The sequence below is a fragment of the Streptomyces sp. NPDC047706 genome (assembly GCF_043204795.1).
Classification (GTDB): Bacteria; Actinomycetota; Actinomycetes; order Streptomycetales; family Streptomycetaceae; genus Streptomyces.
Genome location: NZ_JBIDCW010000040.1, coordinates 1 through 24802, shown reverse-complemented (window position 1 = coordinate 24802; position 24802 = coordinate 1). Strand labels below are relative to the sequence as shown.

At 68.2% G+C, this 24802-nt stretch carries 21 protein-coding genes and 3 pseudogenes; 16 read left to right on the top strand and 8 right to left on the bottom strand.

Annotated features, from left to right (window positions below; all coding sequences use genetic code 11):
* The first annotated feature begins 102 nt into the window (after positions 1-102).
* Positions 103-642: a hypothetical protein gene (locus tag ACGF8A_RS32820; RefSeq protein WP_393114129.1), complete on the top strand. Its 540-nt coding sequence runs from the start codon at positions 103-105 to the stop codon at positions 640-642.
* Here the strand turns inward: ACGF8A_RS32820 and ACGF8A_RS32815 are convergent.
* Entirely contained in the window at positions 590-1267 is a 678-nt protein-coding gene (locus ACGF8A_RS32815) for a transposase (protein ID WP_393114127.1), read from the bottom strand. The two genes, ACGF8A_RS32820 and ACGF8A_RS32815, sit on opposite strands and share 53 nt — an antisense overlap.
* An 82-nt stretch (positions 1268-1349) precedes the next feature.
* Between ACGF8A_RS32815 and ACGF8A_RS32810 the strand changes: the two genes are divergently transcribed.
* Positions 1350-1889, top strand: coding sequence for a hypothetical protein (locus tag ACGF8A_RS32810; RefSeq protein WP_393114124.1), 540 nt, complete (start codon positions 1350-1352; stop codon positions 1887-1889).
* A 397-nt stretch (positions 1890-2286) separates the two neighbouring features.
* Here ACGF8A_RS32810 and ACGF8A_RS32805 read toward each other — a convergent pair.
* Positions 2287-2529 (bottom strand): annotated as a pseudogene (locus ACGF8A_RS32805) (transposase); the annotation flags it as partial.
* A 67-nt stretch (positions 2530-2596) separates the two neighbouring features.
* Positions 2597-3820, bottom strand: a complete 1224-nt coding sequence (locus tag ACGF8A_RS32800) for an FAD-dependent oxidoreductase (protein WP_393114122.1) — start codon at positions 3818-3820, stop codon at positions 2597-2599.
* Positions 3821-4273: 453 nt separating this feature from the next.
* Here ACGF8A_RS32800 and ACGF8A_RS32795 point away from each other — a divergent pair, with 453 nt between their 5' ends.
* The 3 genes and pseudogenes from ACGF8A_RS32795 to ACGF8A_RS32785 all read left to right on the top strand — a co-directional run.
* A complete protein-coding gene (locus ACGF8A_RS32795; protein WP_393114120.1) occupies positions 4274-5494 on the top strand; it encodes an FAD-dependent monooxygenase in 1221 nt (406 codons plus the stop codon).
* An 87-nt stretch (positions 5495-5581) separates the two neighbouring features.
* Complete coding sequence (locus tag ACGF8A_RS32790) at positions 5582-6301, top strand: TetR/AcrR family transcriptional regulator (protein WP_393114117.1); 720 nt, start codon at positions 5582-5584, stop codon at positions 6299-6301.
* Positions 6302-6425: 124 nt separating this feature from the next.
* Positions 6426-6563, top strand: a pseudogene (locus ACGF8A_RS32785) (ISAzo13 family transposase); the annotation flags it as partial.
* Positions 6564-6565: 2 nt separating this feature from the next.
* Here ACGF8A_RS32785 and ACGF8A_RS32780 read toward each other — a convergent pair.
* The 5 genes and pseudogenes from ACGF8A_RS32780 to ACGF8A_RS32760 all read right to left on the bottom strand — a co-directional run.
* A pseudogene (locus ACGF8A_RS32780) lies at positions 6566-6768 on the bottom strand (IS256 family transposase); the annotation flags it as partial.
* A 312-nt stretch (positions 6769-7080) separates the two neighbouring features.
* Positions 7081-7524, bottom strand: a complete 444-nt coding sequence (locus ACGF8A_RS32775; RefSeq protein ID WP_393114114.1) for a hypothetical protein — start codon at positions 7522-7524, stop codon at positions 7081-7083.
* A 450-nt stretch (positions 7525-7974) separates the two neighbouring features.
* Entirely contained in the window at positions 7975-8259 is a 285-nt protein-coding gene (locus ACGF8A_RS32770) for a hypothetical protein (RefSeq protein WP_393114112.1), read from the bottom strand.
* Positions 8260-8401: 142 nt separating this feature from the next.
* Positions 8402-9085 (bottom strand): sigma-70 family RNA polymerase sigma factor, encoded by a 684-nt coding sequence (locus ACGF8A_RS32765; RefSeq protein ID WP_393114110.1) that lies wholly within the window; start codon positions 9083-9085, stop codon positions 8402-8404.
* 127 nt (positions 9086-9212) lie between these two features.
* Entirely contained in the window at positions 9213-12014 is a 2802-nt protein-coding gene (locus tag ACGF8A_RS32760) for an AAA family ATPase (RefSeq protein ID WP_393114108.1), read from the bottom strand.
* An 810-nt stretch (positions 12015-12824) separates the two neighbouring features.
* Here ACGF8A_RS32760 and ACGF8A_RS32755 point away from each other — a divergent pair.
* From ACGF8A_RS32755 to ACGF8A_RS32705, 11 genes are all read left to right on the top strand, one after another.
* Positions 12825-13457, top strand: a complete 633-nt coding sequence (locus ACGF8A_RS32755; protein WP_393114106.1) for a TetR/AcrR family transcriptional regulator — start codon at positions 12825-12827, stop codon at positions 13455-13457.
* 717 nt (positions 13458-14174) lie between these two features.
* Positions 14175-15302, top strand: a complete 1128-nt coding sequence (locus ACGF8A_RS32750) for an NAD(P)/FAD-dependent oxidoreductase (RefSeq protein WP_393114157.1) — start codon at positions 14175-14177, stop codon at positions 15300-15302.
* A gap of 159 nt (positions 15303-15461) precedes the next feature.
* The gene (locus ACGF8A_RS32745) at positions 15462-16373 is read left to right on the top strand and encodes an RNA polymerase sigma-70 factor (protein WP_393114104.1); all 912 of its coding nucleotides are present in this window, start codon (positions 15462-15464) and stop codon (positions 16371-16373) included.
* 393 nt (positions 16374-16766) lie between these two features.
* The gene (locus ACGF8A_RS32740) at positions 16767-17468 is read left to right on the top strand and encodes a hypothetical protein (RefSeq protein WP_393114102.1); all 702 of its coding nucleotides are present in this window, start codon (positions 16767-16769) and stop codon (positions 17466-17468) included.
* A gap of 7 nt (positions 17469-17475) precedes the next feature.
* On the top strand, positions 17476-18111 hold the full coding sequence (locus ACGF8A_RS32735) for a MauE/DoxX family redox-associated membrane protein (RefSeq protein ID WP_393114099.1): 636 nt from the start codon (positions 17476-17478) through the stop codon (positions 18109-18111).
* The gene (locus tag ACGF8A_RS32730) at positions 18087-18620 is read left to right on the top strand and encodes a hypothetical protein (protein ID WP_393114097.1); all 534 of its coding nucleotides are present in this window, start codon (positions 18087-18089) and stop codon (positions 18618-18620) included. Before ACGF8A_RS32735 ends, ACGF8A_RS32730 begins: the two co-directional genes overlap by 25 nt.
* Entirely contained in the window at positions 18617-19531 is a 915-nt protein-coding gene (locus ACGF8A_RS32725; protein WP_393114095.1) for a peptidoglycan-binding protein, read from the top strand. Before ACGF8A_RS32730 ends, ACGF8A_RS32725 begins: the two co-directional genes overlap by 4 nt.
* A gap of 261 nt (positions 19532-19792) precedes the next feature.
* Complete coding sequence (locus ACGF8A_RS32720; RefSeq protein WP_393114093.1) at positions 19793-20296, top strand: hypothetical protein; 504 nt, start codon at positions 19793-19795, stop codon at positions 20294-20296.
* A 216-nt stretch (positions 20297-20512) separates the two neighbouring features.
* On the top strand, positions 20513-21247 hold the full coding sequence (locus tag ACGF8A_RS32715; RefSeq protein WP_393114154.1) for a D-Ala-D-Ala carboxypeptidase family metallohydrolase: 735 nt from the start codon (positions 20513-20515) through the stop codon (positions 21245-21247).
* A 140-nt stretch (positions 21248-21387) separates the two neighbouring features.
* Positions 21388-23136 carry a glycoside hydrolase domain-containing protein gene (locus tag ACGF8A_RS32710; RefSeq protein ID WP_393114089.1) on the top strand — a complete coding sequence of 583 codons (1749 nt, stop codon included), beginning with the start codon at positions 21388-21390 and terminating at the stop codon, positions 23134-23136.
* Between the two features lie 6 nt (positions 23137-23142).
* Entirely contained in the window at positions 23143-24081 is a 939-nt protein-coding gene (locus ACGF8A_RS32705; RefSeq protein WP_393114087.1) for a penicillin-insensitive murein endopeptidase, read from the top strand.
* The last annotated feature ends 721 nt before the right edge of the window (positions 24082-24802 follow it).

The following is a 24802-nucleotide window of genomic DNA, read 5'->3' as shown; positions in this document are numbered from 1 at the left end:
TTCAGAAGCCGTATCTCAACCGAACGTGATCCGCTGATTTCTGCCGGTCAGGCATGGTTTCATTCGGAGTGAGGGAGGCATGCGGCGTCTTGTGTCCGCTTCATGACCGAGGGGTGCGCGGTGGCGTCGGTGCTGGGAATGCTGGAGGAGCGGGACGCGGCTGCCCGGGTGCGGGTGGAGGGCCTGCGGGAGGAAGCCGCGCGGTTGGCTGAGGTGTTGGAGGCTGCGGAGATCGAGTTGGACCGGCGGGTGATCGCGCGGGAGGAACTGGTCGATGCCCTGGCCGTTTCCGCCGCCGAAACGACTGCCGTGACCGAGGCGGAGCAGGAAACGGTTCCCTCACCGGTGCCGGGGTCGCTGGTGCCGCCCTGGCGGGACGGGCTGCCGGTGACCGTGCTCGCGCCCGACTACCAGCGGATTCTGGGGCTGCTGGAGAAGCGGCGGTCCGCGGGCGAGGGACCGGTGAAGGCCATGGGGATCGCAGCGGAGCTGGGCCTTGGGACGACGCCGGCGAATGTCGAGGGGGTCCGTTCGAAGGCCAGGCGCCTGGCGGAGCGCGGGTGGCTCGTGGTGGAGGCGTCGGGGATGTTCAGTGCCGGCCGACAGTCCGTGGCCGTGCCAGACGCCGGCTCATCCGCGTGACCATCGACCATCGGATCACCGCCTCGCTGCCGGCCGGCAACGTCTCGTAGTCCCGGGCCAGACGGCGGGAGTTGATCAGCCACGCGAACGTGCGTTCTGCCACCCAGCGTCTGGGAAGCACCACGAACCCCGTCATGTCGTCGGCGCGCTTGACGATCTCCAAGGTCAGGGCGAGTTTCTGGCGGCACCAGTCGACGAGGCCCCCGGTGTAGCCGCCGTCGGCCCAGACGAGGGCGATGTCGCGGTGCAGACGGCGCAGCCGCAGCAGCAGGCCCGCCGCGGCGTCCCGGTCGCCGATGTTCGCGGCGGTGACCGCGACCACCAGGAGCAGGCCGACCGTGTCGGTCACGATGTGCCGTTCGCGGCCTGGCACCTTCTTCCCGCCGTCGTAGCCGCGTGAGGCGGCCGGCACCGTCGCGGCGGCCCGCACCGACTGCGCGTCGATGATCCCCGCCGTGGGCTCGGCCTCACGGCCTTCGCGTTCACGGACCTTCCCGCGCAGCCGGTCGTGGAACTCGGTGGTCAGCCCGTGCTCGCGCCGGCGGCGGAGTGAAGTAGGCCGCCGGCGAGGCAGGGCTTCGGCGTGGTTGCAGGACGTCCGGTTCGTGATGATCTGCGAGTTCATCACGAGAACTCACGGGATGTCGTACACAGCGGCGTGATACCTCTCCGTAGACCTGACCGCAGCCGCGCGGCAGTGTTATGGCATGAGACCCGGTAACCCCGCCCAGGCCGCCGCCACCGTGGCCCTGTCCATAGCCCTGACCGGCTGCATCACCACCGACACCAGCAACGGCAAGACCCCCCGCCCGCCAGCTGCCACAAGCCCCGAGCCCATCCCCTGGAGCACCACCGCGCCGGGCAAGCCCATCGGAACAGCACCGGCGCCCGCCGTAACCCCGCTGGAGGGCCAGCCCCTGACCGTCACCCTGCTCACTCCTAATGCCGTCACTCCGGGCACGCGGTTCCGCTTCACCGTCCGCCTAGCCAACACCGGCGCTCGCCCCATCTCCTTGCACCCCTGCCCGAGTTACCGTGCCCAAATGGCGAAACTCGTAGAAAGCGGATATCTCAACTGCGCCGGGGCCCCCGACGCCATTCCCCCAGGGGCCCACCTGGACTTCGCCATGCAGATCGGCACGCGCTCCTCCCCTTATGGACCGGCCGCCGACCTGACCTGGCACCTGGGCAGCGAGGGAACCGAAGGAGTCGGCGCAACCGTCCGCGTGCCCATCAACGCGAGTTAGAAGCCGTATTCCTATCGATCATGAGGACGGCTCTGATCGAACGGGTTCCCTGGTCGGGTGATCTTGGCCGCGCGGGCGCATGAAAGCAGGGCCTCCGGTGCAGCACGAGGGTTGCGAAGCCAACTCGTGCACCAGGAGGCCCTGTTGTCCCGGTCTTGCGTGACGACGTTGTTCCCGTCCAACTCGCGCGTGTCGGCGGGCGAGTTGAAGTCAACCGGCGCATGCGCGTACAACAACGACAACGGGGCCTCCAGGATCCGCTCGGAATGAGGTCGCACCCCCGAGCTACCAGGAGGCCCTGCCGTCATGCGCACACAGCCGGAAGATCACCGACCAGGAACTCCGTTCGAACCGCACGTTCCAAGATCAGTTGAGATACGGCTTCCGAGCTTGGCGTCTATCCTCGTTGAGCTCGGTGCTCCTTGATCGATTCGGCGCGTTTGGCTGTCTTGCCGACGTCGTGATGCCTGGCCCGGTGTTTGTTCCTTGAGCCGGCAGGCCGTCCCGGTCCTGGGTGGGACGGTTTCGGTGCGTCTGCCGGACGGGCCGCGGTCACGCGGATGTTGCGAAACCCGCGCCGCACCCGTCCTAGGGTGAGGCGGCGGGGTTCGGTGCGGCGTTCCCGGGGCCGGCGCAGGTCCTCATCCCGCTCAGCTTGTCGTCTATGGGTGCGGTGACCGCATTCTCGACGACCCATCGGGATCTGATCAGGTCAGGGCGAGGTCGACTGCCTTCATCCGGCCCATCTTGCTGTGGCGTACGCCCTCCACGAAGAGCTTTCTGCCGAGGGTGGTCGACACAAGCCTGGCTATGGTGGCTGTGATGCGGTACTCGGTGCGGTTACCCGGGACGAATAGGGCACGGCCGTCGACACCGCTAGCCTGGTTGTACTCGATGAAGGGGCGGAGCCTGTCTTCCCAGGCCTGCAGCGCCCGCGGTGTGTCGGCGGGATACCGCTCCAGCATCGTGCCCAGCAGGTCGGCCCCGGCCAGGCCACTGGAGCCGCCCGAACCGGAGTAGAGGGTCAGGCACCACGCCGAGTCACCGACGAGGACGACCCTGCCCTTGTGCCAGCTGTCCATCCGCACCTGCTCGGAGCTGTCGAACAGGTGGTCAGGTGCCTTCTCGAACTGGTCGAGCAGCCAGCCCAGCGTCTCTCCCGGGGGCTGCGGTCCGAACGCCGCGCGCAGCGAATCGATGGCGGGCCGGGTGAACTCGCCGTCCACGTCGTCGGCCTGATAGCTGAACAGGACTGTCGGGGGCCGGTCGGCGAAGGCGAACACCCATGCGGACCTGCCCATCTCGTACAGGGCGATTCCGTCCGTGCTCTTGAATCCGGGGACCGGTCCGGGCAGGTTGCACGCCGCGAGCATGTAGCCGAGGCGGTGGATATAGCCTTCGTCGGGCCCGAACACCATCCGGCGCACGGTCGAGCGCAGGCCGTCGGCCCCGACCACCAGGTCGAAGCGTTCGGTGCTCACCTTCCCGGCCGCCCTGTCCTCGATGTCGACCTCGGCACTGTCCGCATCCTGGCGTATCGCGAGGGGAACGGACGAGTACCGGATCTCGACGTCCTCGGGCAGCGCATCGAACACAGCGGTCTCGATGTCGCCGCGCACGACGGGCATACGTCGGCCTGGTACCAGGTCGATGGTGCCTATGAAGTCATGGCGCTTCCGGCCCGTGCGATCGATCTTGTAGTAGGCGATGCTGTCCGACCTGCGGTCCGGTATGTCAATGCCCAGCCGCTCCGCCGCCGTGATCCCGGTCTCGAAGAAGTTCATGAAGTACCCGCCACGGCGGCGCTCGGGCGACCTTTCCAAAACGACCACGTCCCAACCTGCCTTGTGCAGCCGCAGTGCGGAGGCGGTTCCGCTGATGCCGAGTCCGACTATGAGAGCCCGCTGACGAGGGGCTGTGTTCGTCTTCATGACATCAGAGTACACACACTGACCAGATTAGTCATCTGGTCAGTCACTCAAGCCCCCCTCCTTCCTGACCGACCCGGTCCACGGCGCGGCCGGGCGCTGCTCCTGCAAGGTTCTGGCGGTTCACCCCGCCCGCCTCCGCGGCCAGACTCGCCGCCTTGAGCGGGTTCGCAGCAGAGCGCCGCACCCCTGAGCCGCCAACAGGCCTGGGATAGCGACTTGTCGAACTCGAACGCGTTGCCCTGACCCCACGCCCACCTTGCGCCGCCGACCCCCGTCCCGCTTCGAAACGTGCGCCCTATCGGCCGGCGACACCGACACGGGTGGGCGACCCCCACTGCACGGGACATCTGCGCGGCGACAGGAGCGTCGCCGCATGTCAAACCGGCATCACCCGCGAGCCACCGACGAAACTGACCAGATGACTAATCTGGTCAGTACGTGTACTCTGATGTCATGAAGACGAACACAGCCCCTCGTCAGCGGGCTCTCATAGTCGGACTCGGCATCAGCGGAACCGCTTCGGCGGTGCGGCTGCATCAGGCAGGTTGGGACGTGGTCGTCCTGGAGAAGGCGCCGGAGCGCCGCCGCGGCGGCTACTTCCTCAACTTCTATAACAGCGGGGTCTCCGCGGCGGAGCGCATGGGTATAGAGGTACCGGACCGCAGGTCGGACGACATCGCCTACTACAGCACGACCCGCGCGGGCCGCAGGCGGCCGTTCATGGGCACCATCGAAGCAGTGCCTGGGCGGGCATTCCCGCTGATGCGCGGCGACGTGGAAACCGCTGTCTTCGATGCGCTGCCCGAGGATGTCGAGATCCGGTACTCCTGCGTCCCTCTCGCGATACGCCAGGACGCGGACAGTGCCGAGGTCGACATCGAGGACAGGGCGGTTGGGAGGGTGAGCACCGAACGCTTCGATTTGGTGGTCGGGGCCGACGGCCTGCGCTCGACCGTGCGCCGGATGGTGTTCGGGCCCGACGAAGGCTACGTCCACCGCCTCGGCTACATGCTCGCGGCGTGCAGCCTGCCCGGACCGGTCCCCGGATACAAGAGCACCGACGGAGTCGCCCTGTACGAGGTGGGCCGCTCGGCGTGGGTGTTCGCCTTCGGGGACCGGCCGCCGACGGTGCTGTTCAGCTACATGAGCGACGACGTGGACAGCGAGTTCACCCGGCCCGCCATCGACTCGCTCCGCGCGGCGTTCGGACCGCAGCCCCCGGGAGAGACGCTGGGCTGGCTGCTCGACCAGTTCGAGAAGGCACCTGACCACCTGTTCGACAGCTCCGAGCAGGTGCGGATGGACAGCTGGCACAAGGGCAGGGTCGTCCTCGTCGGTGACTCGGCGTGGTGCCTGACCCTCTACTCCGGCATGGGGGCCTCCAGCGGCCTGGCCGGCGCTGACCAGCTGGGCGCCATGCTCGAGCGGTACCCCTCAGACGTGCCCCGGGCGCTACAGGCCTGGGAAGACAAGCTCCGCCCCTTCATCACCTTCCACCAGGGCACGGGCATGACGATGCGTAAGTTCTTCGTACCCAGGGATCGAAAGGAGTACGTCGCTCTGTCCGTCCTGGAGGATGTGGTGTCGACGAAGATCGGCAAGAGGATCTTCTTGAAGCAGATGCACCGCAGCAGGGGCTCCCGGATGAAGACGGTCGATCTTGCGCTGGCCTGACTCGGAGCGTGGCCTGCCGCCCGGTAGGCTCACCTCCCTCAGCTTCATGGCAGCAGTGGGACAGACCAGCCGACGGGAGGAACCAAGGTGAGCCGACAGATCAAACACGACTCAGTGAAAGCGGCCTGGATCCTCGACAGCGCGCGGGAACTGGTCCTTGAGCACGGCATCCGCAAAGTGACCATCTCCGAGATCGCTGCGGCTGCGGGCGTCGGCAAGGGAACGGTCTACCTGTACTGGGAGTCCAAGGAAGACCTTTTCGTCGGTCTTGCCGCGCGCGAGGTACTGGCCTGGATCGAGTCACTCATTGAGGAGATTGCCCAGGACCCGAAGTCTGTCCTGCCCCGCCGTCTGGCTCCGCTGCTGATCCGCACGGCACTAGGCAATCAGTGGCTGCGGTGGCTGTGGAACGACGACAGTGCTTTGCGGCAGCTGCTCCGCCGTCCCGCCGACCAGGAAGCCTTCGCCGAAGCCACGACGAGTGCGATGAGCAACACGGTCGTGACCATCCTGCGCGACCACGGGATCGTGCGCGACGATCTGCCACTGTCCAAGCAGTTGTACGCCCTGCATGCCGTGCTGGTCGGCTTCACCACCGTTATGAGCGACGCCGACGCTGTCGGGTCGTTCAACATAGACGATCCTGCAACCGCCCTGGCTGAAACCGTCCACCTGCTGCTCGAACGGCCTCGCGACCCAGCCGCTAGCACTGTCGCCAAAGCCGCACAGGAGGTACAGGAACGGTTCACGCAGATTCACGCCAACCTCCTGGAACTCGTCACACCGGGAGCAGCGGGTACGAGGTGACTGGGCAGGAGCCTCTGCCGGCGGCGGGCCTTGTCCCAAGGCCGGGTAGTTGGGGCCTGCCGGGAAACAAGCCGTCGCTTCCGGCTCTGAGGATCGTTGTTGTGGTAAGGGGAGACCGGAGGGGATCGAGGCGGCCCTGGCTGCGAAGTTCCAGGCGCTGTTCCCGCATCTCGACGAGCGGCAGCGGCGGCTGGCCATAGGAGCAGAGGCACGGTCGCTGGGCCATGGGGGCCTCAGGCTCGTCGCTCGTGCGGCCGGAGTCTGCCCCAGATGATCGGTGAGTTCGCCCTCCAGCGCGGACTCCAGTACCCGTTTGGTCAGCTGCTGCAGCACGCCGCCCTCCCCGGTGAGCTTCACCCCACCGGCCTGGCCCGGGCCACCAGCTCGGCGACCAGCCCGTCATCCACGGCGCACGTCGCACCCACAGCGGCCTCCCCGGCCTCGGTGTCACTCGTCACGTCAGTCATCAACTGTCGCTTCCAGTCCGGGAGTTACACCGCTCACCGTACAGACCCTGTTGTGGCGCCGGTGTCAGAAAGCAACATTGCTTCCGTTCTTCTTCGGGTGGGCGGGTGAGCTTCTCATGCGGAGTCCTACATAAGTGGCAACGACGAGTCGAAAGGTGGCCGACGCTACATCGTCACTGGGATCGCCGGCATCCACAGCAGGCACTGAATCGCCAACGATTGCGGGGCCATCGAGCCAAGTCCGAGTTCCGGCTGGCGATATTCCAGGCCTCCACTTCGAGAAGATCTGAGCACGATATCTCGTTGTCGCAGTCAATGCCCCGCGGCGGCATCCTCGGTATCGCTGGACTTCTTTTTGGGTGACGGGACTAGCAGTGCAGCGGCGACCAGGGTCTGTGTAGAAAGCACGCTCAAGAGTGCGATGCGCTCCCCCGTGGTAAACATGCCGAGGTGTTGCATGTGGTAGAGCACGTGAAAAACGCAAAAGGTGAGCCAGCCCGCTCCAACGGTGGTGACGAAGCTGTCGCTGTCAGCCAAACGCATGGCCGCCGTTGTCACGACCCCGAGGGCCATATACAACGCGGACATGTCCGTCACCAGATGCTCGTTATACGGACCGAGGCGGGTCTGCCAGGGTGCGCCGATGTGCGGAAACGTGTCATACCAGAGTTCGGGCGCGAAGTAGGCCCACACGTGAGCCAGGCAGACGAACACCATGATGCCGAGCAGTGCACGGCGCGTCGCAACTTTTCCCATACCCATAAGACACTTTGCCCGACCCATCTGTGACGCGCAGGCTCGGCCCAGTCCAACTTGCATGGAATGGTTCGGTTGTGCAGCTTATGCCGGAGTGGTTGATGTCGCAGCGGTGCAGCCTCTTCGTCTGAGCTGGGCTTTGGAGGGAGGTCGTCTCCCCCAGTTCACCGAGGGTCTAGCAGTACTTGCATACCTGAAGTCCTCCGCCACCGGATGCGTACTGGTCCTGCTGTAACGCCAGGCGCACTCGACGACTATGCGTAGCGGACAACGATTCAGACGACCTGATCGTTGGTGATCGTCTTCTAGTTGTACGGCGGATCGTAGGGCGACGCCATGTAGATACCCATCGCGACGAATCGCTGTCGGCGGCGGCTGAACTCTGGTTCTGGATCGCTTTGCGTGCAGCGCTGACGGACGGTCACGGGCCTGCGCCGGCCGGCCGGGCAGTCACACGGCCAGGAGCACGCGCTTGCATAGCAGGGCCAGGATTCCAGCGACGCCGAGATTCGCTTGCGTATACCCACGCCTGCGTTGATGTTGGCCTCCGAAAGGAGCTTGGCTGCGACAAATGCCGAGGCCGTGCGCAGGACCGCGTTCTCGCTTCTTGAGCTGGACAATCTCGTTACGCAGAGCGGAAAGCACCTCAAGTTCGGCGATGCCGAGCATGTCGCCGCGGTCGCTGGCATCGTCTTCGGCGTGGCGAATCCAGTTGCGCAGGGCCTTGTGCTGCACGCCAGGTTCTCCGGCTACGCGGCGGAACGGGCTTCGCTCGGAACCGCGGTACATCCGCACCGCACGCTCAGGGCGACTCCATCGGGTAGTTCCTCGGGGAGGCATCGTCAGGCCTTGTCTCGTGCCCCAATCTGACCTGCTGTCACCTCTTCCCGTGTCCAGAGGGATCTTCAGGAGCAAGTACTTGCGTCAGACATTCGAGATCACCCGTGCTGGCTGCTCTCCGGAAGGCGGCCACCAAACGACGGTGCTTTACAGCGGAGACTGGCCGCTCGCGACCAACTTTGAGGCGGGCTTGTGCACGATGCACCAGTTGCCGTGCATTCCCTGCACTGATGCGAAGCAAATCTGCAAGATCCGTATAGGTGTAGTCGAAACTCTTCCGAAGTACGTAAGCAGCCAGCCCAGCCGGCGTCAGCCTGGCCATCAGCAGGGCCAAAGCCTCTTCGAGCGACACGCATTGCTCGGCACGATGAACGGGATCATGGGAACTCTGGTCGACATGGTTGACTAGTTGCGACTCATTCGCTATCTCGTGCCGATGCCGCGCGGAGTGGATGACGTTGATGGCCAGGTGGCTCGTCGCGGTTGACAGGTACGCGGCCGGGTTTTGTATGTCAGCTCGGTGCGTGCGCTGCCAACGCATCCATGTTTCCTGTACCACGTCTTCGGCTCGCGCGAGATCGCCGATAGTTTGGTAGGCGATACGCAGCAATTGTTTCCGCTGGGACAAGAACGCGTGTAGGGCCAAGTCCATGTCTTCTTCGGCCGACCGGGCAACCGGGATTCTGGGCGGCGTCGTCGACTGCAGGAGGGGCGCGGACATTGGGGTCTCCTTGTGGTGGGATGGCGCCCATCAAGGGCGGTGCAACCACCCTCGGTCTCCAGCAATGCTCAGCGCGCCCCGGAAGTCCGTAGTGATGTCCGTAGGGATGTCCGTAGTGCCGACTGATTCAGCCAGATTGAGATGTATCAGTGTCCGCCGCGTCATTGGCCAGGGCGCCTGGCAGCGCGCGGCGTGAGTTGATCCCGAGTTTCGTGTACACCTTCCGTAGGTGCCACTCCACTGTGTGTGAGCTGATAAAAAGCTCCGCGCCGATCTTCGGGTTCGTCATGCCGTTGGCTGCGAGCGTTGCGATTTGCCACTCCTGGGGTGTCAGGGCTGTCGAAAGCTTGCTTCTGCGGTCTCGAATCTGCTCACCGGTGGCAAGCAATTCGCGGCGAGCACGGGCGGCGAACGCGTTCGCCCCCATTTCGTCGAACATCGCGTGGGACGTACGAAGGTGCTCTCGTGCCAGCGAGCGTTGTCCGCCTCGTCGCAACCACTCGCCGTACATGAGGTGAGTGCGCGCCACCTCCACGGCCACGCGACCGCGTGCGAACTCCCCTATTGCGAGCCTGTACAAACCGTTGGCCTGGTCACTGTCATCGGTGAGGAGAGCTTGACTGCGGGCGCTGGCGCCACGTGCCCATCCGGAATCGGTGGCGCGGGTGAGTTCGACCAGCTGGGCCAGCGAGGTACGTGCCTGGTCGAACTCACCGCACCGAGTCGCGGCCTCGATGTGTTCGACCAGCGACAGGCCTGTGAAGTTGAACCCGTCGTGTTCGATGCCTGTACGCGACGTCACCAGTGCCTGATCGTAACGTCCCAGGCCGTTGAAGAGCACGCCCTGAATGTATCCAGTGACGCCTAGGAGGGACACCTCGCCATTTTGTGTGGCGCTCGCCTGAGCCTCTTCGATGATGCCGACCGCGGCGTCCTCGTCGCCTCGCCACCCGGCCAGTACCAGCGTCGCGTACTGGTGCGGGGCGTGACCGGTCGCGGCGGCGATTGCGTTCGCTTCGTCAATCATCCGGACCGCCTCGGCGAAGTTCCCGGTGTGGATGTGCACCCCGCTGGCGTAGATCAGTGCCGGCGGCAGCGCCCCGAGAGCTCCGATGTCACGAGCCAGGCGCACCGCACGGGTGGCCAGCGTCTCCCATGCGGACAAGTCCCAAGCGTGATGAATGAACGCCTCCAGCGCGACCGGTGCCAGGAGTAGCCAGCGCATCGTTGCCTCTCTGGTGCCAAGGCTCTCCTGCGCAAACGGCTGCAGCACGCGACGCAATGCCGGCACGCCGGTCTCGTCACCGTCAGCGAGCAGCGCGGCAACGCCATCCAGGAGCAGGTCGGCGGCTTTGGAGCCAGAGCGGGGCGCCCCGGAGGCGCGGGCTGCGATCGCTGCGGCGCGGGCACCGTTGGGTCCCTGGACCCTGCCTGCAAAGATGGTTGCGCTGATCGCCTCGAGGTAGGTCTCGCGCGCCAAGGGCGACTCTGCAGCAGCGAACTGTGCGGCAGCGTCGAGAAGCAGAGGTGCCGCCTCGTCGCTACGGCAACGTGCGAAGAGGATCCTGGCACGCAGGCGCGCCAGGCGAGCATGATCCAACGGACTGAGGGGGCTCAGTTCGGCTTGCGTCGCCAGTTGAGTGGCACGGTCAGGCGAGGCGGCTGAGAAGTGCGCTTCTGCGGCCGCGAGCGCTCGGCGCCCTCGCGCCCAGGAGTCCGGCGTCACTGCGGCTGCACGTTCCAGCAGGATCGCCTCGGCGGCCAGGCCGCCGCGCTGCCGCGCGCGCCCTGCGGACTGTTCCAATCCCATGGCTACTTCCTCATCCGGCCCATCGGCAGCTTGTACCGCGTGCCAGGCGCGCCGGTCGGGATCCAGCACCGGGTCCGTGGCGGCGGCCAGCGCCCGGTGCACTGCTCGGCGCTCTTCAGGATCGGCTTGCTGGTACACAGCTGAACGAACCAGCGGATGTCGAAACCGAACGGACTCGCCGAACTCAATCAGGCCAGCCGCTTTGGCTGGCGCACCATTGGGAGCGACCCCCATGGCGGTCGCCGCGCGGACCAGCAAGCGCGCGTCCCCGACCGGTTCCGCAGCTGCGATCAGCAGCAGCGTCCGGGTCTGCGCCGGTAGCGAGGCGAGCCGGTCGGCGAAGTCCTGTTCGACGCGCCTCGACACCGTCCCGTGGCCGCTCGGGGAGCTTGAGGCCGAGTCGTATGCCAGCTCGGCGGCACTGCGCCCGCGCGAAAATTCAATCAGCGCGAGTGGGTTGCCATGCATTTCGGCCACGAACCTGTCCCGGACCCGCTTCTCCAGCCGCCCGCCGACGGCGGCCTCGAGGAGTTTCCCGGCCGCCGCAGCGTCGAGACCTCGAATCCGCATCTCCGGCAGACCCACGAGTGCCGCCTGTCCCTCCGGGTCTCGTACCGCGAAGACCATCGCAACTGCCTCTGCCAGCAGTCGCCGAGCCACGAACTGCAGCGTCTGCAACGACACCTGGTCGAGCCATTGGGCGTCGTCGACGATGACGAGCACCGGGCGGGACTCCGAGGCCCTGGTGAGCAGAGTCAATATGGCGAGGCCGACCATGAAACGGTCAGGCGGGTCTCCGGCGGCTATCCCGAACGCCACCCGCAGGGCATCGCGCTGAGGCCCCGGCAACGCTTCGATCTCGGTCAGGAAGGGCGAACACAACTGGTGCAGGCTCGCGTAAGGCAGCTCCATATCGGCCTCGATGCCCCGCGCCCGGGTCACCGTCACACGCGACGCGTGGTCAGCGAGATACTCCAGAAGTACGGACTTGCCGATGCCTGCTTCGCCGCGGACTACCGCTACTCGGGACTCACCTCTACTCAGTGCCGCCAGAAGGTTGTCGAACTCCGCACGCTCGATATGCCGGCCGTACAGGACACGAGGCGGGCTGGGGGTCATGTAACGCGCTCCTGGGCACCCCGGGAGGCCATCAGGAATCGATTCGGCGATATCCATGAGGTCCTGGCTGACCTGCGTCGAGGTTGGGTCGTTTCGATGCGAAGGCTTCCGTCAAGACTCCGCCGCCGGTTGTCCGTGACTGATGCCCAGCGGGCTGTGCCGGGGGCTCGACGCTCGACGCCGCGAAAAACACTCGATCGTCGAGGACCACTTGAAGCGCTCGGAGCTCATCACCAGCAGTTTCGGCAAGTCCAGTAGCACCCGCCAGGGTGTGGGTATACCCCGATGGCCTCACATCAGATGCGCCTCTGAGTTTGAGTCTCTCCGCGATCACCGTCCGATCGTGGTCTGCAACCCACTACTGCAAACCGTGTGACAACCACACTGTTTCTCAGTCTTGGTCTGGCGGGGGCGGGCGTGTAGGCCGATCTCCCGGCCTAGCCCGTTAACAGCATTGGTCGTGAATGGGGCACGCGCCTGCTCTCGTTTCCTCTACGGGGAGCGTTGCAAGGAGGCAGGGAGGCCACCTCCCTGGATCCTTCGCCGCCGGTCACCGGCCGAGGCTCCCGCAAGCTTCTTGCATATGTCAGATTATTGACTCTCTGACATGTGTCAAGTTACTGCGCGTGATCAGCGTCACATCTGGCGAGCGCGTGAACTGATCAACAACACCGGAGCAGCTGTTCTCGGAGGACTGAGGTCAGTACGTGGCAGGATGCGCAGGAGCTGCGCAATCGAGAGAAAGGGCGAGGCCAAGTGGCGGCACAGGCTGCTCGACGACCGGGGCGTCCAGGGGCGGACGCACCCGCAGTGCCCTCGGAACGAGATATCCTGCATCGAGGTCTGGAAGCGTTCGCCGAGCTGGGGTACGACCGGGCATCAGTCCGAGAGCTCTCGGGCCGACTGCATGTCAGCCACAACTTCTTGAACGACCGCTACGGGTCCAAAGCGGCGTTCTGGCGCGCAACGGTGGATTTCGCCCTCCAGTCACAGCTCGGGCGTATGCCGCCGGTAGACCCCGCGGCAAGCGACGAGGACGTGCTGCGCCAAGTCATCACCAGCTTCTACCGCACAACACTGGACTGGCCGCATCTGGGACGGCTGTGCGTGGACGAGTCCTCGCGTGACACCGACCGCCTCGACTACCTCTTCGACAGCTACATCGCCCCTATGCTGGCCACTATCGAGCCCAGCGTAGAACGGCTCATTGCATCTGGGCGTATGGCTCCGATGCCCATCGATGTTCTGTTCTTCGCCATGATCGGCCCGCTTCTGGGGCTCGTGCAGGCGCCGCTCGCCCGCCGGCTCGGCCGACCGGATCCGGCCTCGCGACAGGAGCAGGAGGCGACGGCTGAGAGTTTGGCAAGCCTGGTGATCAACGGACTGCTGGCGACGAGAACGCCGGGCACACGCACCCCGCCGGGACTCGATGATCAGACCTAGCCGGCAAGCCAGAAGTGGGCTCATACGTCGCGCGGACTCGAAAAGCATCCGGATCCGCACGGCTACCGCAGCCCCGTCGGCTCAGCCGGGCCACGCGGGCAGGGTCAGGTGGCTCGCCATCATCCCGGCAACGGCAAGGGGCGCCTGCAAAGGTAAGAGCGCTCGCGAGATGCGTCACAGCGGCAAGCCGCCAGCGGCCCTGCGGGACAGGAACGCCTGACGCTCGGCAACAGGTCGAGGGCTTTGGGCGTACGTCATGCGGTGCCCGGTGAGCAGGTTCCGGCCCCATCGGGCACGGTGACATCCAGCAACCTGTCCGACAGACGGCGGACAGGCAACGGCGTGGCCGCATCTGTTGTTGTCCAGACGATGCAGTCAAGGCTGGCGATCGTAGCGAGCCCTGCCGCGCGGGTCACCCGATCAGATCGTGGTGATGGCTGCCTGTGATGTACGAGCCGGCGTCGGCGGGGGCCGTAAAGGTCCACAGAGCTGCCCGTGAGCGCGGGGGGCTCAGCCATTTACGCGTCGCCCAGACTCGTTGCCACGCCACGGCCCGCGCGGCGCTACTGCCGCTGACACTCCGTTCCTCCCTGCGCAGACAGCCGACCCCGGTGGCAACCCACCACACTTCATGTGTGGTACGTCACACCTGTGAGCTGTTACAGCGGACGTCCGACTGGTGTCTCCATTTCGCACCCACAACGCAAGGGAGACAACATGAACCAGAACGTCGAGGTAGTCGTCGTCGGTGGCGGGTACGGGGGCGTAACGGCGGCCAACAGCCTGGCACAGCAAAAGGGTGTGTCGGTGACGGTGGTGAATCCACGCCCCGACTTCGTCGAACGGATCCGCCTGCACCAGTTCGTGACAGGCTCCGACGACGCTGTCGAGGGCTTCGGCAGAGTCATGGGCAGGAACGTCCGGCTGGTGGTCGACACCGTGACCTTGATCGACGCTGCCAAGCGACAGGTGGCGCTGGCGCAAGGTGGCACGATCTCCTACGACTACCTCGTCTACGCGGTCGGCAGCGGCGCCTCAGCCCCTGACGTCCCCGGAGCGGCGGAGTTCGCTCATTCGATTTCGGATCTCGAGGGCGCGGAAAGACTGCGGTCGGCGCTGGACGAGGCGCCCGATTCGGCTCCGGTGACCGTGATCGGCGCCGGCCCGACCGGCCTGGAAACCGCCGCCGAGCTGGCAGAGGCAGGTCGCAAGGTCACCCTGGTCTGCGGCACGGTACTCGGCCCCTCCCTGCATCCCCGAGTCCGTCGACCGGTCTCCCGCCGGCTCGCCAAACTGGGCGTGACCGTTCTCCAAGGCCCCCGTACGCGGGTAACCGAGGTGACCCGCGACAGTGTTCGGCTCGACGACGGCCGCGAGCTGCCCAGCTCGGTGACGATCTGGACCGCAGGCTTCAGCATCCCGGACCTGGCAGCCCGCAGCGGGCTGCGCACCAACGCCGAAGGCCGCCTGGTGACCGACACGACGCTGACCTATGTGGACGACGAACGCATCATCGCCGCTGGGGACGCCGGAGTAATGCCCGACCACCCGTTCCGACTGAGCTGCCAGGCCGCCACGCAGCTGGGTCCCGCGGCCGCCGCCACGATCCTGCGCCGGATCGCAGGGAAGAAGGCGACGCCCGTCCGGATGTTCTTCGGCGGCCAGTGCCTCAGCCTCGGCCGGAAGGGGGGCGTCACTCAGTTCTCCTACCCGAACGACAAGGTGAACGCGCTCAGCATCAGCGGGCGGACCGGAGCCGGCGTCAAGGAGATCGCCTGCGTGTTCACCCTCAACAAGCTGGTCTCAGGGGCACGCAAAGCAACTTCCCGTGCGGTCCGCGCGTAAAGCTACAGCGGCCCCGGCACCCCGCCCGGATCACCTTCCAGCCCGCCCACAGGGCCCGATCACCGTAGGCCGCTCCCGGCAATCTCATCATTGCCGGGGCGTGGTCAACAGCGCCTACTGGTGTGTGTGAGGCCTGGCAGAGAAAGTGCAGCGCACAACATGAACAACTTGGACGGCCCCGCGACGAATGCGTTCGTCGCCCACCGCGACCTACTGTTCACCGTCGCCTACGAGATGCTCGGATCCGCGGCGGACGCCGAGGACATCCTCCAGGAAGCTTGGCTGCGCTGGGTGAAGGTCGAGATGGCACAGGTGCAGGAACCGCGCGCCTACTTGGTGCGCATCACGACACGACAAGCACTGAACCGGCTACGCACCCTCCAACGGCGGAAGGAGACCTACGTCGGCCCCTGGCTACCCGAGCCCTTGCTCACCTCCCCCGACGTGGCCGACAACACCGAACTCTCCGAGAACCTGTCGCTGGCCCTCATGTTCGTCCTCGAAACCCTCTCCCCGACTGAACGCGCCGTTCTCGTGCTGCGCGAAGTCTTCGACTTCGGCTACGACGACATCGCGGCCGCAATCGGCAGAACCTCCACTGCCACACGCCAGATCGCCTACCGCGCTCGCCAGCACGTCGACGCCCGCCGGCCCAGGACACCGGCCTCCCCGCACGAGGCCCAGGCAGCCCTGGGCGCGTTCCGGACCGCGCTCGAGACCGGAGACTTGCAAGCCCTGCTCGATATCCTCGCCCCGGACGTCGTCTTCGTCAGTGACGGCGGTGGCCTGAGGCTCGCGGCTCTGCGGCCGGTCGTCGGCGCCAACAAGGTACTTCGTTACATGGTCGGCAGTCTCTGCAAGGCCGACGGCACCTTCACCAGCGAGACAACGACGGTCAACGACAACCCCGGCCTCGTGCTGCGCCTGGATGGCGAGATCGACGGGGTGATGGCCCTCCGCATAAAGGATGCCCGTGTCACCGGCCTCTACTACGTCCGCAATCCCGAAAAGCTCGCGCGCGTCGAATCCGAGCGGCTCTCACGCCGGGGCTTTCTGCAAGAGTCCCGGTAACGGAACCGCGCGAAGGAGTCGGTCAGCAGCCGCAGCCCTCCGTAGTGGCGCAGGGCGGCGAACGCCTCGTCTCCGGAGAGTTCCTCCCCGATCATGTCCCGGGTCTGCGGGACGTGGACGGCGGTACCCATAATGTGGACGCTCCTCGTCGTAGGGCTGCTCTCGCAGGGCTGCTCCCCTCTCTGCGGTTGCCCCGTGAACGTTCCCGTGCGACCTGGTACTTCCGGCACGCTCGGCCGCGTCGCGGATTCACCTGGCCGGAAGCCGCGTCACCCGCCGGCGATCACCGATCGGCACATCACCGCACCCACCTGATTGACAGGTCCATGCCTGTTGCCTAGTTTCCTCTGCGGTCACGGTGTCGCTCAGACCCGTAACCCCGGGAGGATGGACATGGCTGCCCCGTTCGTCGCTCACCGCGCCCTCGACGGCGCGACGTATCGCCTGGAGGGCGACCTCGACCTCCGGGCACCGTGCACCTCCGCCGTCGAAGTGGTGGCCGGCGGAAGGCTGGTCGAGTTCACCTCGGGGCCCGCCACCCTGGGAGACGACGTCGCCGCCTCTCTCGGCATCGAGGCACCCGAATCCGAACTCACCTTCCAGAAAGGCACCCTGCGCATCTTCGGGTCGGTCGAGCGCGAACCGCGCTCGGGGCTCGTGGAGCGGCCGTCGCTCGTCGTGTGGCGAGGGCGGAGCCATGCGCTCGTGACCCGCCTCTACGGCCTCGGCGCTGCCGAAGTGCTCGGGCTGCTCCGGTCGGTGCGCCTCACCGAGAGCGAGGACGGACTCGCGCTCCGGCCCGGTCCGCCGGCGTCGAGCACCTTCACCCGCCCAGCGACGGTGATCAAGGAAGTGCCCGGACTCGGGCTGCTGGAGCTGTCCCGGCGGACCAAGGAGCACACCGCGCAGCTTCCGCCCTGGAAAGGGGTCGCGGTCCCGTCCGGCGAACTGTTCCGCGACACGCTCTCCGACGGCAGTCCCTTCTTCGTGCTCTCCTCCGACGAGCTCTGGGCCACCGTTGTGCCGTTGGCGTCGACATCCGTCGAGCGCGTGCCCGAACTCGTCGGGCGTCTCGCGCTGCGGCGTACCGGGTGAGCCGGGGATGAGCGGCTTCTACGGCGGGCTGACCGCCTCGATCGTGACGCTCACCCTGCTCGTGGGTGCGGGCGCCCACGCCACCCGGCCCACCGCCCTGGGCGAGGCGCTGCGGGCCCACGGGGTGCTGGGCCCGCGGACGCGCCGGTTCGCGGCCGTCGTCCTGCCGTTCGCCGAAGGGGCCCTGGGCGCGGCGGGCGCCGCCGCGCTACTGGCAGGTCACCAGCGAGCGTCGCAGGCGGTATTCGCCGCGGCGGCGGGTCTGTTCGGGCTCTACGCCGGGTACACGCGGCATGTCCTCGCCCTCGGCCGGGGCGGGCCGTGCGGCTGCTCGCGCCGGGACGTCCCCCTCAGCCGCTGGGTGACCCGCCGCGCAGCGGCCCTCGCCGGCCTCGCGCTGGCCGGCGCGGTCCTCGCCGAGGCCGGACCCTCACGGCTCGCCACGGCTGAAATGGTGACACTCCTGCTCGCGGCATTCGCGTGCACCGTGCTGCTGTGGTCGCTGCCCGCCGCCATGCACGAGCCCGCCGGGGCCGGAACTCACCGGCCGGCCACCGCCGTCGTCCGCCCACGGGCCGAAGCCACCGTGCACCGAACAGCCGAAGGAGTGTCGACGCGATGGACTTCACCACCAGCGCGCTGATCGTGTCGTGGGTGGCGATCGCGCTGCTCGCACTGGTCGTCTCGGGTCTGGTCAGGCAGGTGCACCAACTCTCGCGCGCACAGCCGCACGGCACCGGACGCGTGGGCATCGCCTCGGGTGCCTCGGCGCCCGGGCTCGACGCCCCCGCGCTGGACGGACTCCTGTCTACGGACCGCGCCACGCTGCTGCTGTTCCTCGACGCCGACTGCGGCACCTGCGGCCAGGTACTCGCCGAGGCGGGCGCCTGGACCGTCCGCCGGGGCGACGCCGTCGCGCCACGGGTGGTCGGGCTCTACGCGGGCACCGCACCGCATTCCGGCGAAGGCCCCGTCCCGGTCGTCGGGGACCGTCCGGAGCTGTTCACGGCGTACGACATCCCGGCCACCCCCTACGCGGTCGCCGTGGACCCGACGGGCCGGATCACGCGGTCGGAACCGCTCGGCTCGCCCACCGCACTGCTGCGGCTGCTCGACGACATCCACCCCGCGACGCCCAGGAGCCTGCCATGACGTCACTGCAGGACGTGCCCACGCTGCGCCGGCCGGGGACCGGCGTCCGCTCCCGGGCCGGACGCGGATCCCTGGAGTCCTTCGCGCCACGCCGGCGCACCGTGCTGCAGGCGGCCACCGCCTTGGGTTTCGCCGCGCTGGGGGTGTTGCCCGCGGCCCGTCAGGCCTACGCCGACGGCTACGACATCTGGACGGGCGCGTGCCCGGGTTACGCCTCCGACCACAACTGCTCACCGGGCTGCGGGCCCAGCACCGTCTACGCCGACGCCTGTGTGACGTCGGGGACGAACACCGGCTTCCACCGGTCGGACGGAGTCACCTGGACGCTGCGACCCAACCAGTGCTACGCCGGTACCTACGACGGCTGGCTGTGGGCGTACAGCGCGGCTTGCGGGAGCTGCGGCTGCGGTATCGAGCGGCGCTGCCACGACGGGTACCGCAAGACCGCCTCGGGCTGGGTGAAGTCCATCTGCCGCTGGACCACCGACTGCGGCTGCCCCGGCTCCGTCACCTGGCCGACCACCGGCCGCGGGGCGACCGGGCCCGACGTCCACACCGTCCAGCACCTGCTCGCCTTCCATGGCCACCCGACAGACGTGGACGGCGTCTTCGGGCCGGACACCGAGGCGCGGGTGGAGGATTTCCAGACGGCGAAGGGACTGGGTCCCACGGGCAGCGTCGGCCCCGCCACCTGGCCGGTGCTGGTCGTCACCGTGCGCCAAGGAGATGTCGGCGACGCCGTCCGGGGCGCCCAGCGTCAGCTCAACAAGCACGGCCACGCCCTGAACGTGGACGGCAACTTCGGCACGCTCACCCGGCAGGCCGCCGTCGCGTTCCAGTCCCTGCACGGTCTGACCGCCGACGGTGTGGTGGGCCAGAACACCTGGCGCACGCTGACCGGGACGGTCTAGGTGAACGGGTCCCATCCGGGCTCGGCCCCGCCGCGTGGTGTCCGTACCGTACGGGCGCGGCTCACCGATCCGGCCGTGCCTGTGGCGGCCCTGGCGGTCGCGGCGGTCGCGGCCGTACTCCATGCCCCCGTGCTGACCTGGGCGGTCACCGGTGGTCTGGCCGGATACTCGCTCTCCGGGTCCGTTTGAACGCGTAACAGCGCGTTCGCGCTGGCCTCGCCAGGTTGGCGGGCAACGTACCGGCAGGCAGTCGTCCTGGGCGTGTTCTCCGGCGGCCTGCTGGCCGGCGGGACGCTCACGGCCGGGGTGCTGTGGCTTCTGTCCGGTCTCTTCACACCCGCGCCGGCTGCCGGGCGGCAAGGGCTGATCGTGGTGGTCGCGCTGGTGGCGGCGCTGCGCGACGCGGGCAGGCTGCCGCTGCGCCTGCCGCAGAACGCCCGGCAGATTCCGCAGGACGTGCTGCGCCGCCATCTGGTGCGCGGGGCCGCGCGGTTCGGGTTCGAACTCGGCACGGGCGTGCGTACCTACCTCTCGGCGAGTGCGCCGTACGCGATGGCGGTCGCGGTGCTGCTGTCGGGCGGTTCCCACGTCCCCGCCCTGGCCGCCGGGCTCGGTTTCGGCGCGGGCCGGGCCCTCACCCCGGCTCTGCGCAGGCTCTCCGGCAACGGGGAGCACTGGGACGACCTGCTCGCGCGGCGGCTGAACGTCGTCACCGTCCTGTGCTGCGCGCTGACCGCCGCTGCCGCCTGCGCCGTGCCCGCCTAAGCCTCCTCGCGCGAACAGCACACGGCGGGCAGGTGCCGGAAAGCCCCGAGCGAACGACTGCACGGCAGCCTTTCGCACAACTGCCGTTCACTACTCGTGAGTTGTGCCGATGGTCTGGTCCTGTGGCAGATGGTGGCACTGTGGACAGGCCACGGCTCCCGGCGCCAGACTCGGCTCAGCCGCTTGCGGCTACTCATGAATCGGGACGGAGGCATGATGCCGAGACGTACGATCCGACTACTCCTTTCACTTGTCATGTTCATGGCTGCCACGCTGAGTGGCGTGCTAGCCACGGCCGGCCCGGCCCAGGCCGACGAGTGCTACACCTGGAACCGCACCCTGTCGCAGGGCATGACGGGCGCCGACGTGACCCAGCTGCAGATCCGGGTGGCCGGGCATGTCGACTACGGCGAGATCCTGTCCGTCGACGGCAACTTCGGCCCCCGCACCAAGGCCGCGGTCGCCAAGTTCCAGCAGGCCTACGGACTGTCGGCGGACGGGGTCGCAGGGTCCCAGACGTTCAGCAAGATCTACGCGCTCCAGGACCCGGACTGCACACCGATCCACTTCACCTACGCCGAGCTGAACAAGTGCAACTCCGACTGGTCCGGCGGAGCGGTCAGCGCGGCGACGGCCAAGTCCAACGCCCTGCGCACGATGTGGAAGCTGGAGGCCATGCGGCGCTTGATGGGCGACGTCCCGATCGTCGTGACCAGCGGCTTCCGCTCACACGCCTGCAACAACGCGGTGGGCGGCGCCTCGAACAGCCGGCACCTGTACGGCGACGCGGCCGACGTGGTCGGCAACCCGTCGTTCTGCCAGCTCGCGCAGCGGGGCCGCTACCACGGCTTCGGCGGCATCTTCGGCCCCGGCTACCCCGGCCACGACGACCACACCCACCTGGACGGACGCACCAGCCGCTCCTGGTCCGCGCCCAGTTGCGGGATCTGACCGGCGCATCCCCCGAGCACCGCTCGACCCCGGCACGGAGCCGGCCTGCCGTGCCGGGACGCCCTCCACTCGTCCCGGCACGGCGCAGACCTCCCCTGCCGTGACTCCCCGCTCTCCCCGCACCGAGTTGGAGTGCCCTGATGTCGTCCCGCAACCTGTGGCGCGCCCGCGCCACCACGGCCGTACTGGCGCTGCTCGCCGGTATCGGAGCGTTCTCGGTCCCCGGACCCGCCCTCGCGGATTCCCCTACCGAGACCCGGCAGACCGTCACCTACCACGGATACCGCATCGAGGTGCCCACCGACTGGCGGGTGGTCGATCTGACCGAGAACCCGCGTGCCTGCCTCCGCTTCGACAGCCCCGCCGTCTACATGGGCGAACCCGCGGACCAGAACGACTGCCCCGCCCGGGTCGTCGGCCGTACGGCGGGCATCGTCGTCGAGCCCCTCACCGCCCGCTCCGCCGGCCGGTCGACGGCGTCGACCGCGCGGACGCCACGAGGCAAGGCCACCGCCCCGGCCGCCACCTCCAGCGACGGCACCATCCAGATCGCGGTCGAGGACGCAGGAGTCCTCGTCACCGCGGCGCACACCCCTGGGACCGAGAGCCTGGTGCGCGGGGTCCTCGGCTCGGCCGAACTCACCGCGGGCGCCCGGCGCACCGAACTGCCCCGCACAGGACAGGGCTCCGGCGCCGCTCCCCTGGCGGCGGCCGGGCCACAGCCGGGCAGCTACCTGGGCAAGGGCTTCGACGCCTGCACCGCGCCCTCCCAAGCCGCCATGAACGCCTGGCAGGCCGGCTCGCCCTACAGCGCGGTCGGCGTCTACATCAGTGGCTCCTTCCGCGGCTGCGCCCAGCCGAACCTGACGGCGAGCTGGGTGACCAACCAGACCGGCAACGGGTGGCGTCTGATCCCGATCGACGTCGGCCGCCAGGCACCGTGCACCAACTACTCGCTGAAGATGTCCAACGACCCCGCCACGGCCAGGTCCCAGGGCGTCACCGCGGCAGCAGGCGCCGTGACCGCGGCGTCGAACCTCGGCATCCCGGCGGGCAGCGCCCTCTACAGCGACATCGAGGCGTACACCTCCACGGCCTCCTGCAAGGCGGCCGTACTGTCGTACCTGTCCGGGTGGACCGAGCGGCTGCACAGCAGCGGCTACCTCTCGGGCTTCTACTCCAGCGCCGCCTCGGGCATCAGGGACGCGGCCGGCGAGTACGGCAACGGGGCCTACACGCGCGTCGACCACATCTTCTACGCCTGGTGGAACGGCGCCGCCGACACCGACACCGGGTCCTACGTGCCGTCCACCCACTGGTCCGACCACCAGCGCATCCACCAGTACGCAGGCGAGGTCACCGAATCCTACGGCGGCTACTCGATCAACATCGACCGCGACTACCTCGACGTGGGCACCGGCACCCCGCCACAGCCGGGCTGCACCGGAGCGAACCTCGACTTCACCGCGTACCCCACCGTACGCGGCGGCTCCACCGGCGACCTGGTCAAAGCGGCCCAGTGCCTGCTGAAGGCCGCCGGTCACGACCCCGGCACACCGGACGGGATCTTCGGCCCCGACACCACCACCGCCGCCCGGGACTTCCAGGCCGGCAAGCAACTCACGGCGGACGGCGTGGTCGGCCCCAGGACCTGGACCGCGTTGCTGTCCGGCGGGACCACCCCGACCGTCCGCAACGGTTCGACCGGAGAGGCCGTTTCCCGTCTGCAGCGCGCCCTGACCGCCGCGCTCGGCCGGACGGTGGGCATCGACGGGATCTTCGGCTCGGGCACCACCCAGGCCGTACGCGACTACCAGTCCTCGCGTGGGCTGGGCGTGGACGGCATCGTCGGCCCCGGCACCTGGGGCGCCCTCCAGTCAGGTAGGTGAGAAGTCATGAGACAACTCGGGCGCGTCCTCGCGCTGTTCGCCGCGGTGGCCGGTCTGCTCCTCGCGGCGGGCGTCCCCGCGCAGGCCTTCCCCCAGGCCGCGTTCCCGCTGACGAGCAACGGCAACCGGGGCACCGACGTCGTCGCGCTCCAGCATCTGCTGACCGCGCACGGCCGACCGGTCACCGCAGACGGCGTCTTCGGCTCCGGCACGCGCAGTGCCGTCGTGGGCTTCCAGCAGTCCAAGGGCCTGACCGCGGACGGCATCGTGGGGCCCGCCACGTGGGGCGCGCTCGCGATCACCGTACGGCAGGGCGACAACGGCCCGGCCGTGCGGGCGGTCCAGTCACTGCTCAACGCGAAGCGGGGCGCGGGCCTGTCGGTGGACGGAGCCTTCGGGCCCGCCACTCACACGGCGGTCCGCACCTTCCAGTCGCACGCCGGGATCGGTGTCGAGGGCGTCGTCGGGCCGGCCACATGGAAGAACCTGCTGTGGCACTACGAGCACATCGACTTCGGTGCGGGAACGATGTGCGCGCAGAGTCCCGACGGCAACGCGGGCGCCCACTGGGCGACAGCCGGGGCGGTGGGCCAGCTCGAAGCGGCCGCCGCCGCCTTCGCGGCCACCGGCAACGGCAGACTGCCTGTCGGCGACGCGGGATTCGAGCACGGTGGGGACATACCCGGCCACGCGAGCCACGAGGTCGGGATGGACGTCGACGTGTGGCCGATCCGCACCGACTCGGCACAGTGCACGGCCGGACGCATCACCTGGCAGTCGTCGGCGTACGACCGGACGGCCACCCGCCGGCTCGTGCAGGAGATCAGGGCGAAGGCACCCGGCCACGTCGAGCTGATCTTCTTCAACGACCCGCAGCTGATCGCGGAGGGGCTGACCACGAGCTACCCGAACCACGACAACCACCTGCACGTGCGCTACCGGTAGCCGGCCGCGGCCGGCCTCGGCGCCGCCACGGCCTCGGACCGCCCGGAACCGGGTAACCAGGATCGGGGGCCCGCCTCCCTTCAGGGTGCGGGCCCCCGATCTGGTCCCACCGTGCCGGTCTGGCGTCGGCGTCCACCTCGCGGCGACGGGCGGCGACCGCCGCGCCGGCGCCGAGCACGAGCGCCGCGCCGGCCTGCTTGCGCTCCTCGGTCGTCGGCTTCGTCCTCGGCGCCTGGGTGGCCGGCCTCTCGTGGGCGACGGCGGGCGCGGCCGCGAGGAGACGACCGGCTCGGTCACGGAGGCGGCGACGGCGGTCACGCGAACGGAGCGAAACCTCACGGTGAACTGCTGGTCGGGCGGCGGAAAAGAATGTGTGTGGTCGCGCCGCGGAGTGCTCACGCGACGTGACGCCCCGGCAACCGCATGTCCCGGTCGGCCAGGTTCACAGCCTGCCCTTCGCGCCCCGGTAGGAACAGGCGCCGCATCCTGCGAACGAAGGGCACGGACCGCGACAGTTGCCCATGGACGCGGCGCTACTTCTGTGAGCCATCTCATGGCACCGCGCATGGCCGCCCGGCGCCGGCCGGCCGCACCGGACCATCTGGGCCGTCGTCCTGGCGTGGGGGGGGCCGGGGGGCCGCCCGCCCCCCCCCCGCGGGGCCCCGGGTTAACGGGGGGGCCCGCGGGGGGGGGGGGGGGGCCAAGACCCCCGGCCCCCCCC

Excerpts from the sequence above, each read along its gene's own strand:
- ACGF8A_RS32820 (WP_393114129.1), top strand. The coding sequence starts at position 103 with ATGACCGAGGGGTGCGCGGTGGCGTCGGTGCTGGGAATGCTGGAGGAG.
- ACGF8A_RS32815 (WP_393114127.1), bottom strand. The coding sequence starts at position 1,267 with ATGAACTCGCAGATCATCACGAACCGGACGTCCTGCAACCACGCCGAA.
- ACGF8A_RS32725 (WP_393114095.1), top strand. The coding sequence starts at position 18,617 with ATGACGTCACTGCAGGACGTGCCCACGCTGCGCCGGCCGGGGACCGGC.
- ACGF8A_RS32740 (WP_393114102.1), top strand. The coding sequence starts at position 16,767 with ATGGCTGCCCCGTTCGTCGCTCACCGCGCCCTCGACGGCGCGACGTAT.
- ACGF8A_RS32765 (WP_393114110.1), bottom strand. The coding sequence starts at position 9,085 with ATGTCCGCGCCCCTCCTGCAGTCGACGACGCCGCCCAGAATCCCGGTT.
- ACGF8A_RS32750 (WP_393114157.1), top strand. The coding sequence starts at position 14,175 with ATGAACCAGAACGTCGAGGTAGTCGTCGTCGGTGGCGGGTACGGGGGC.
- ACGF8A_RS32735 (WP_393114099.1), top strand. The coding sequence starts at position 17,476 with ATGAGCGGCTTCTACGGCGGGCTGACCGCCTCGATCGTGACGCTCACC.
- ACGF8A_RS32710 (WP_393114089.1), top strand. The coding sequence starts at position 21,388 with ATGTCGTCCCGCAACCTGTGGCGCGCCCGCGCCACCACGGCCGTACTG.
- ACGF8A_RS32715 (WP_393114154.1), top strand. The coding sequence starts at position 20,513 with ATGCCGAGACGTACGATCCGACTACTCCTTTCACTTGTCATGTTCATG.
- ACGF8A_RS32795 (WP_393114120.1), top strand. The coding sequence starts at position 4,274 with ATGAAGACGAACACAGCCCCTCGTCAGCGGGCTCTCATAGTCGGACTC.
- ACGF8A_RS32730 (WP_393114097.1), top strand. The coding sequence starts at position 18,087 with ATGGACTTCACCACCAGCGCGCTGATCGTGTCGTGGGTGGCGATCGCG.
- ACGF8A_RS32810 (WP_393114124.1), top strand. The coding sequence starts at position 1,350 with ATGAGACCCGGTAACCCCGCCCAGGCCGCCGCCACCGTGGCCCTGTCC.
- ACGF8A_RS32760 (WP_393114108.1), bottom strand. The coding sequence starts at position 12,014 with ATGACCCCCAGCCCGCCTCGTGTCCTGTACGGCCGGCATATCGAGCGT.
- ACGF8A_RS32775 (WP_393114114.1), bottom strand. The coding sequence starts at position 7,524 with ATGGGAAAAGTTGCGACGCGCCGTGCACTGCTCGGCATCATGGTGTTC.
- ACGF8A_RS32800 (WP_393114122.1), bottom strand. The coding sequence starts at position 3,820 with ATGAAGACGAACACAGCCCCTCGTCAGCGGGCTCTCATAGTCGGACTC.
- ACGF8A_RS32745 (WP_393114104.1), top strand. The coding sequence starts at position 15,462 with ATGAACAACTTGGACGGCCCCGCGACGAATGCGTTCGTCGCCCACCGC.
- ACGF8A_RS32705 (WP_393114087.1), top strand. The coding sequence starts at position 23,143 with ATGAGACAACTCGGGCGCGTCCTCGCGCTGTTCGCCGCGGTGGCCGGT.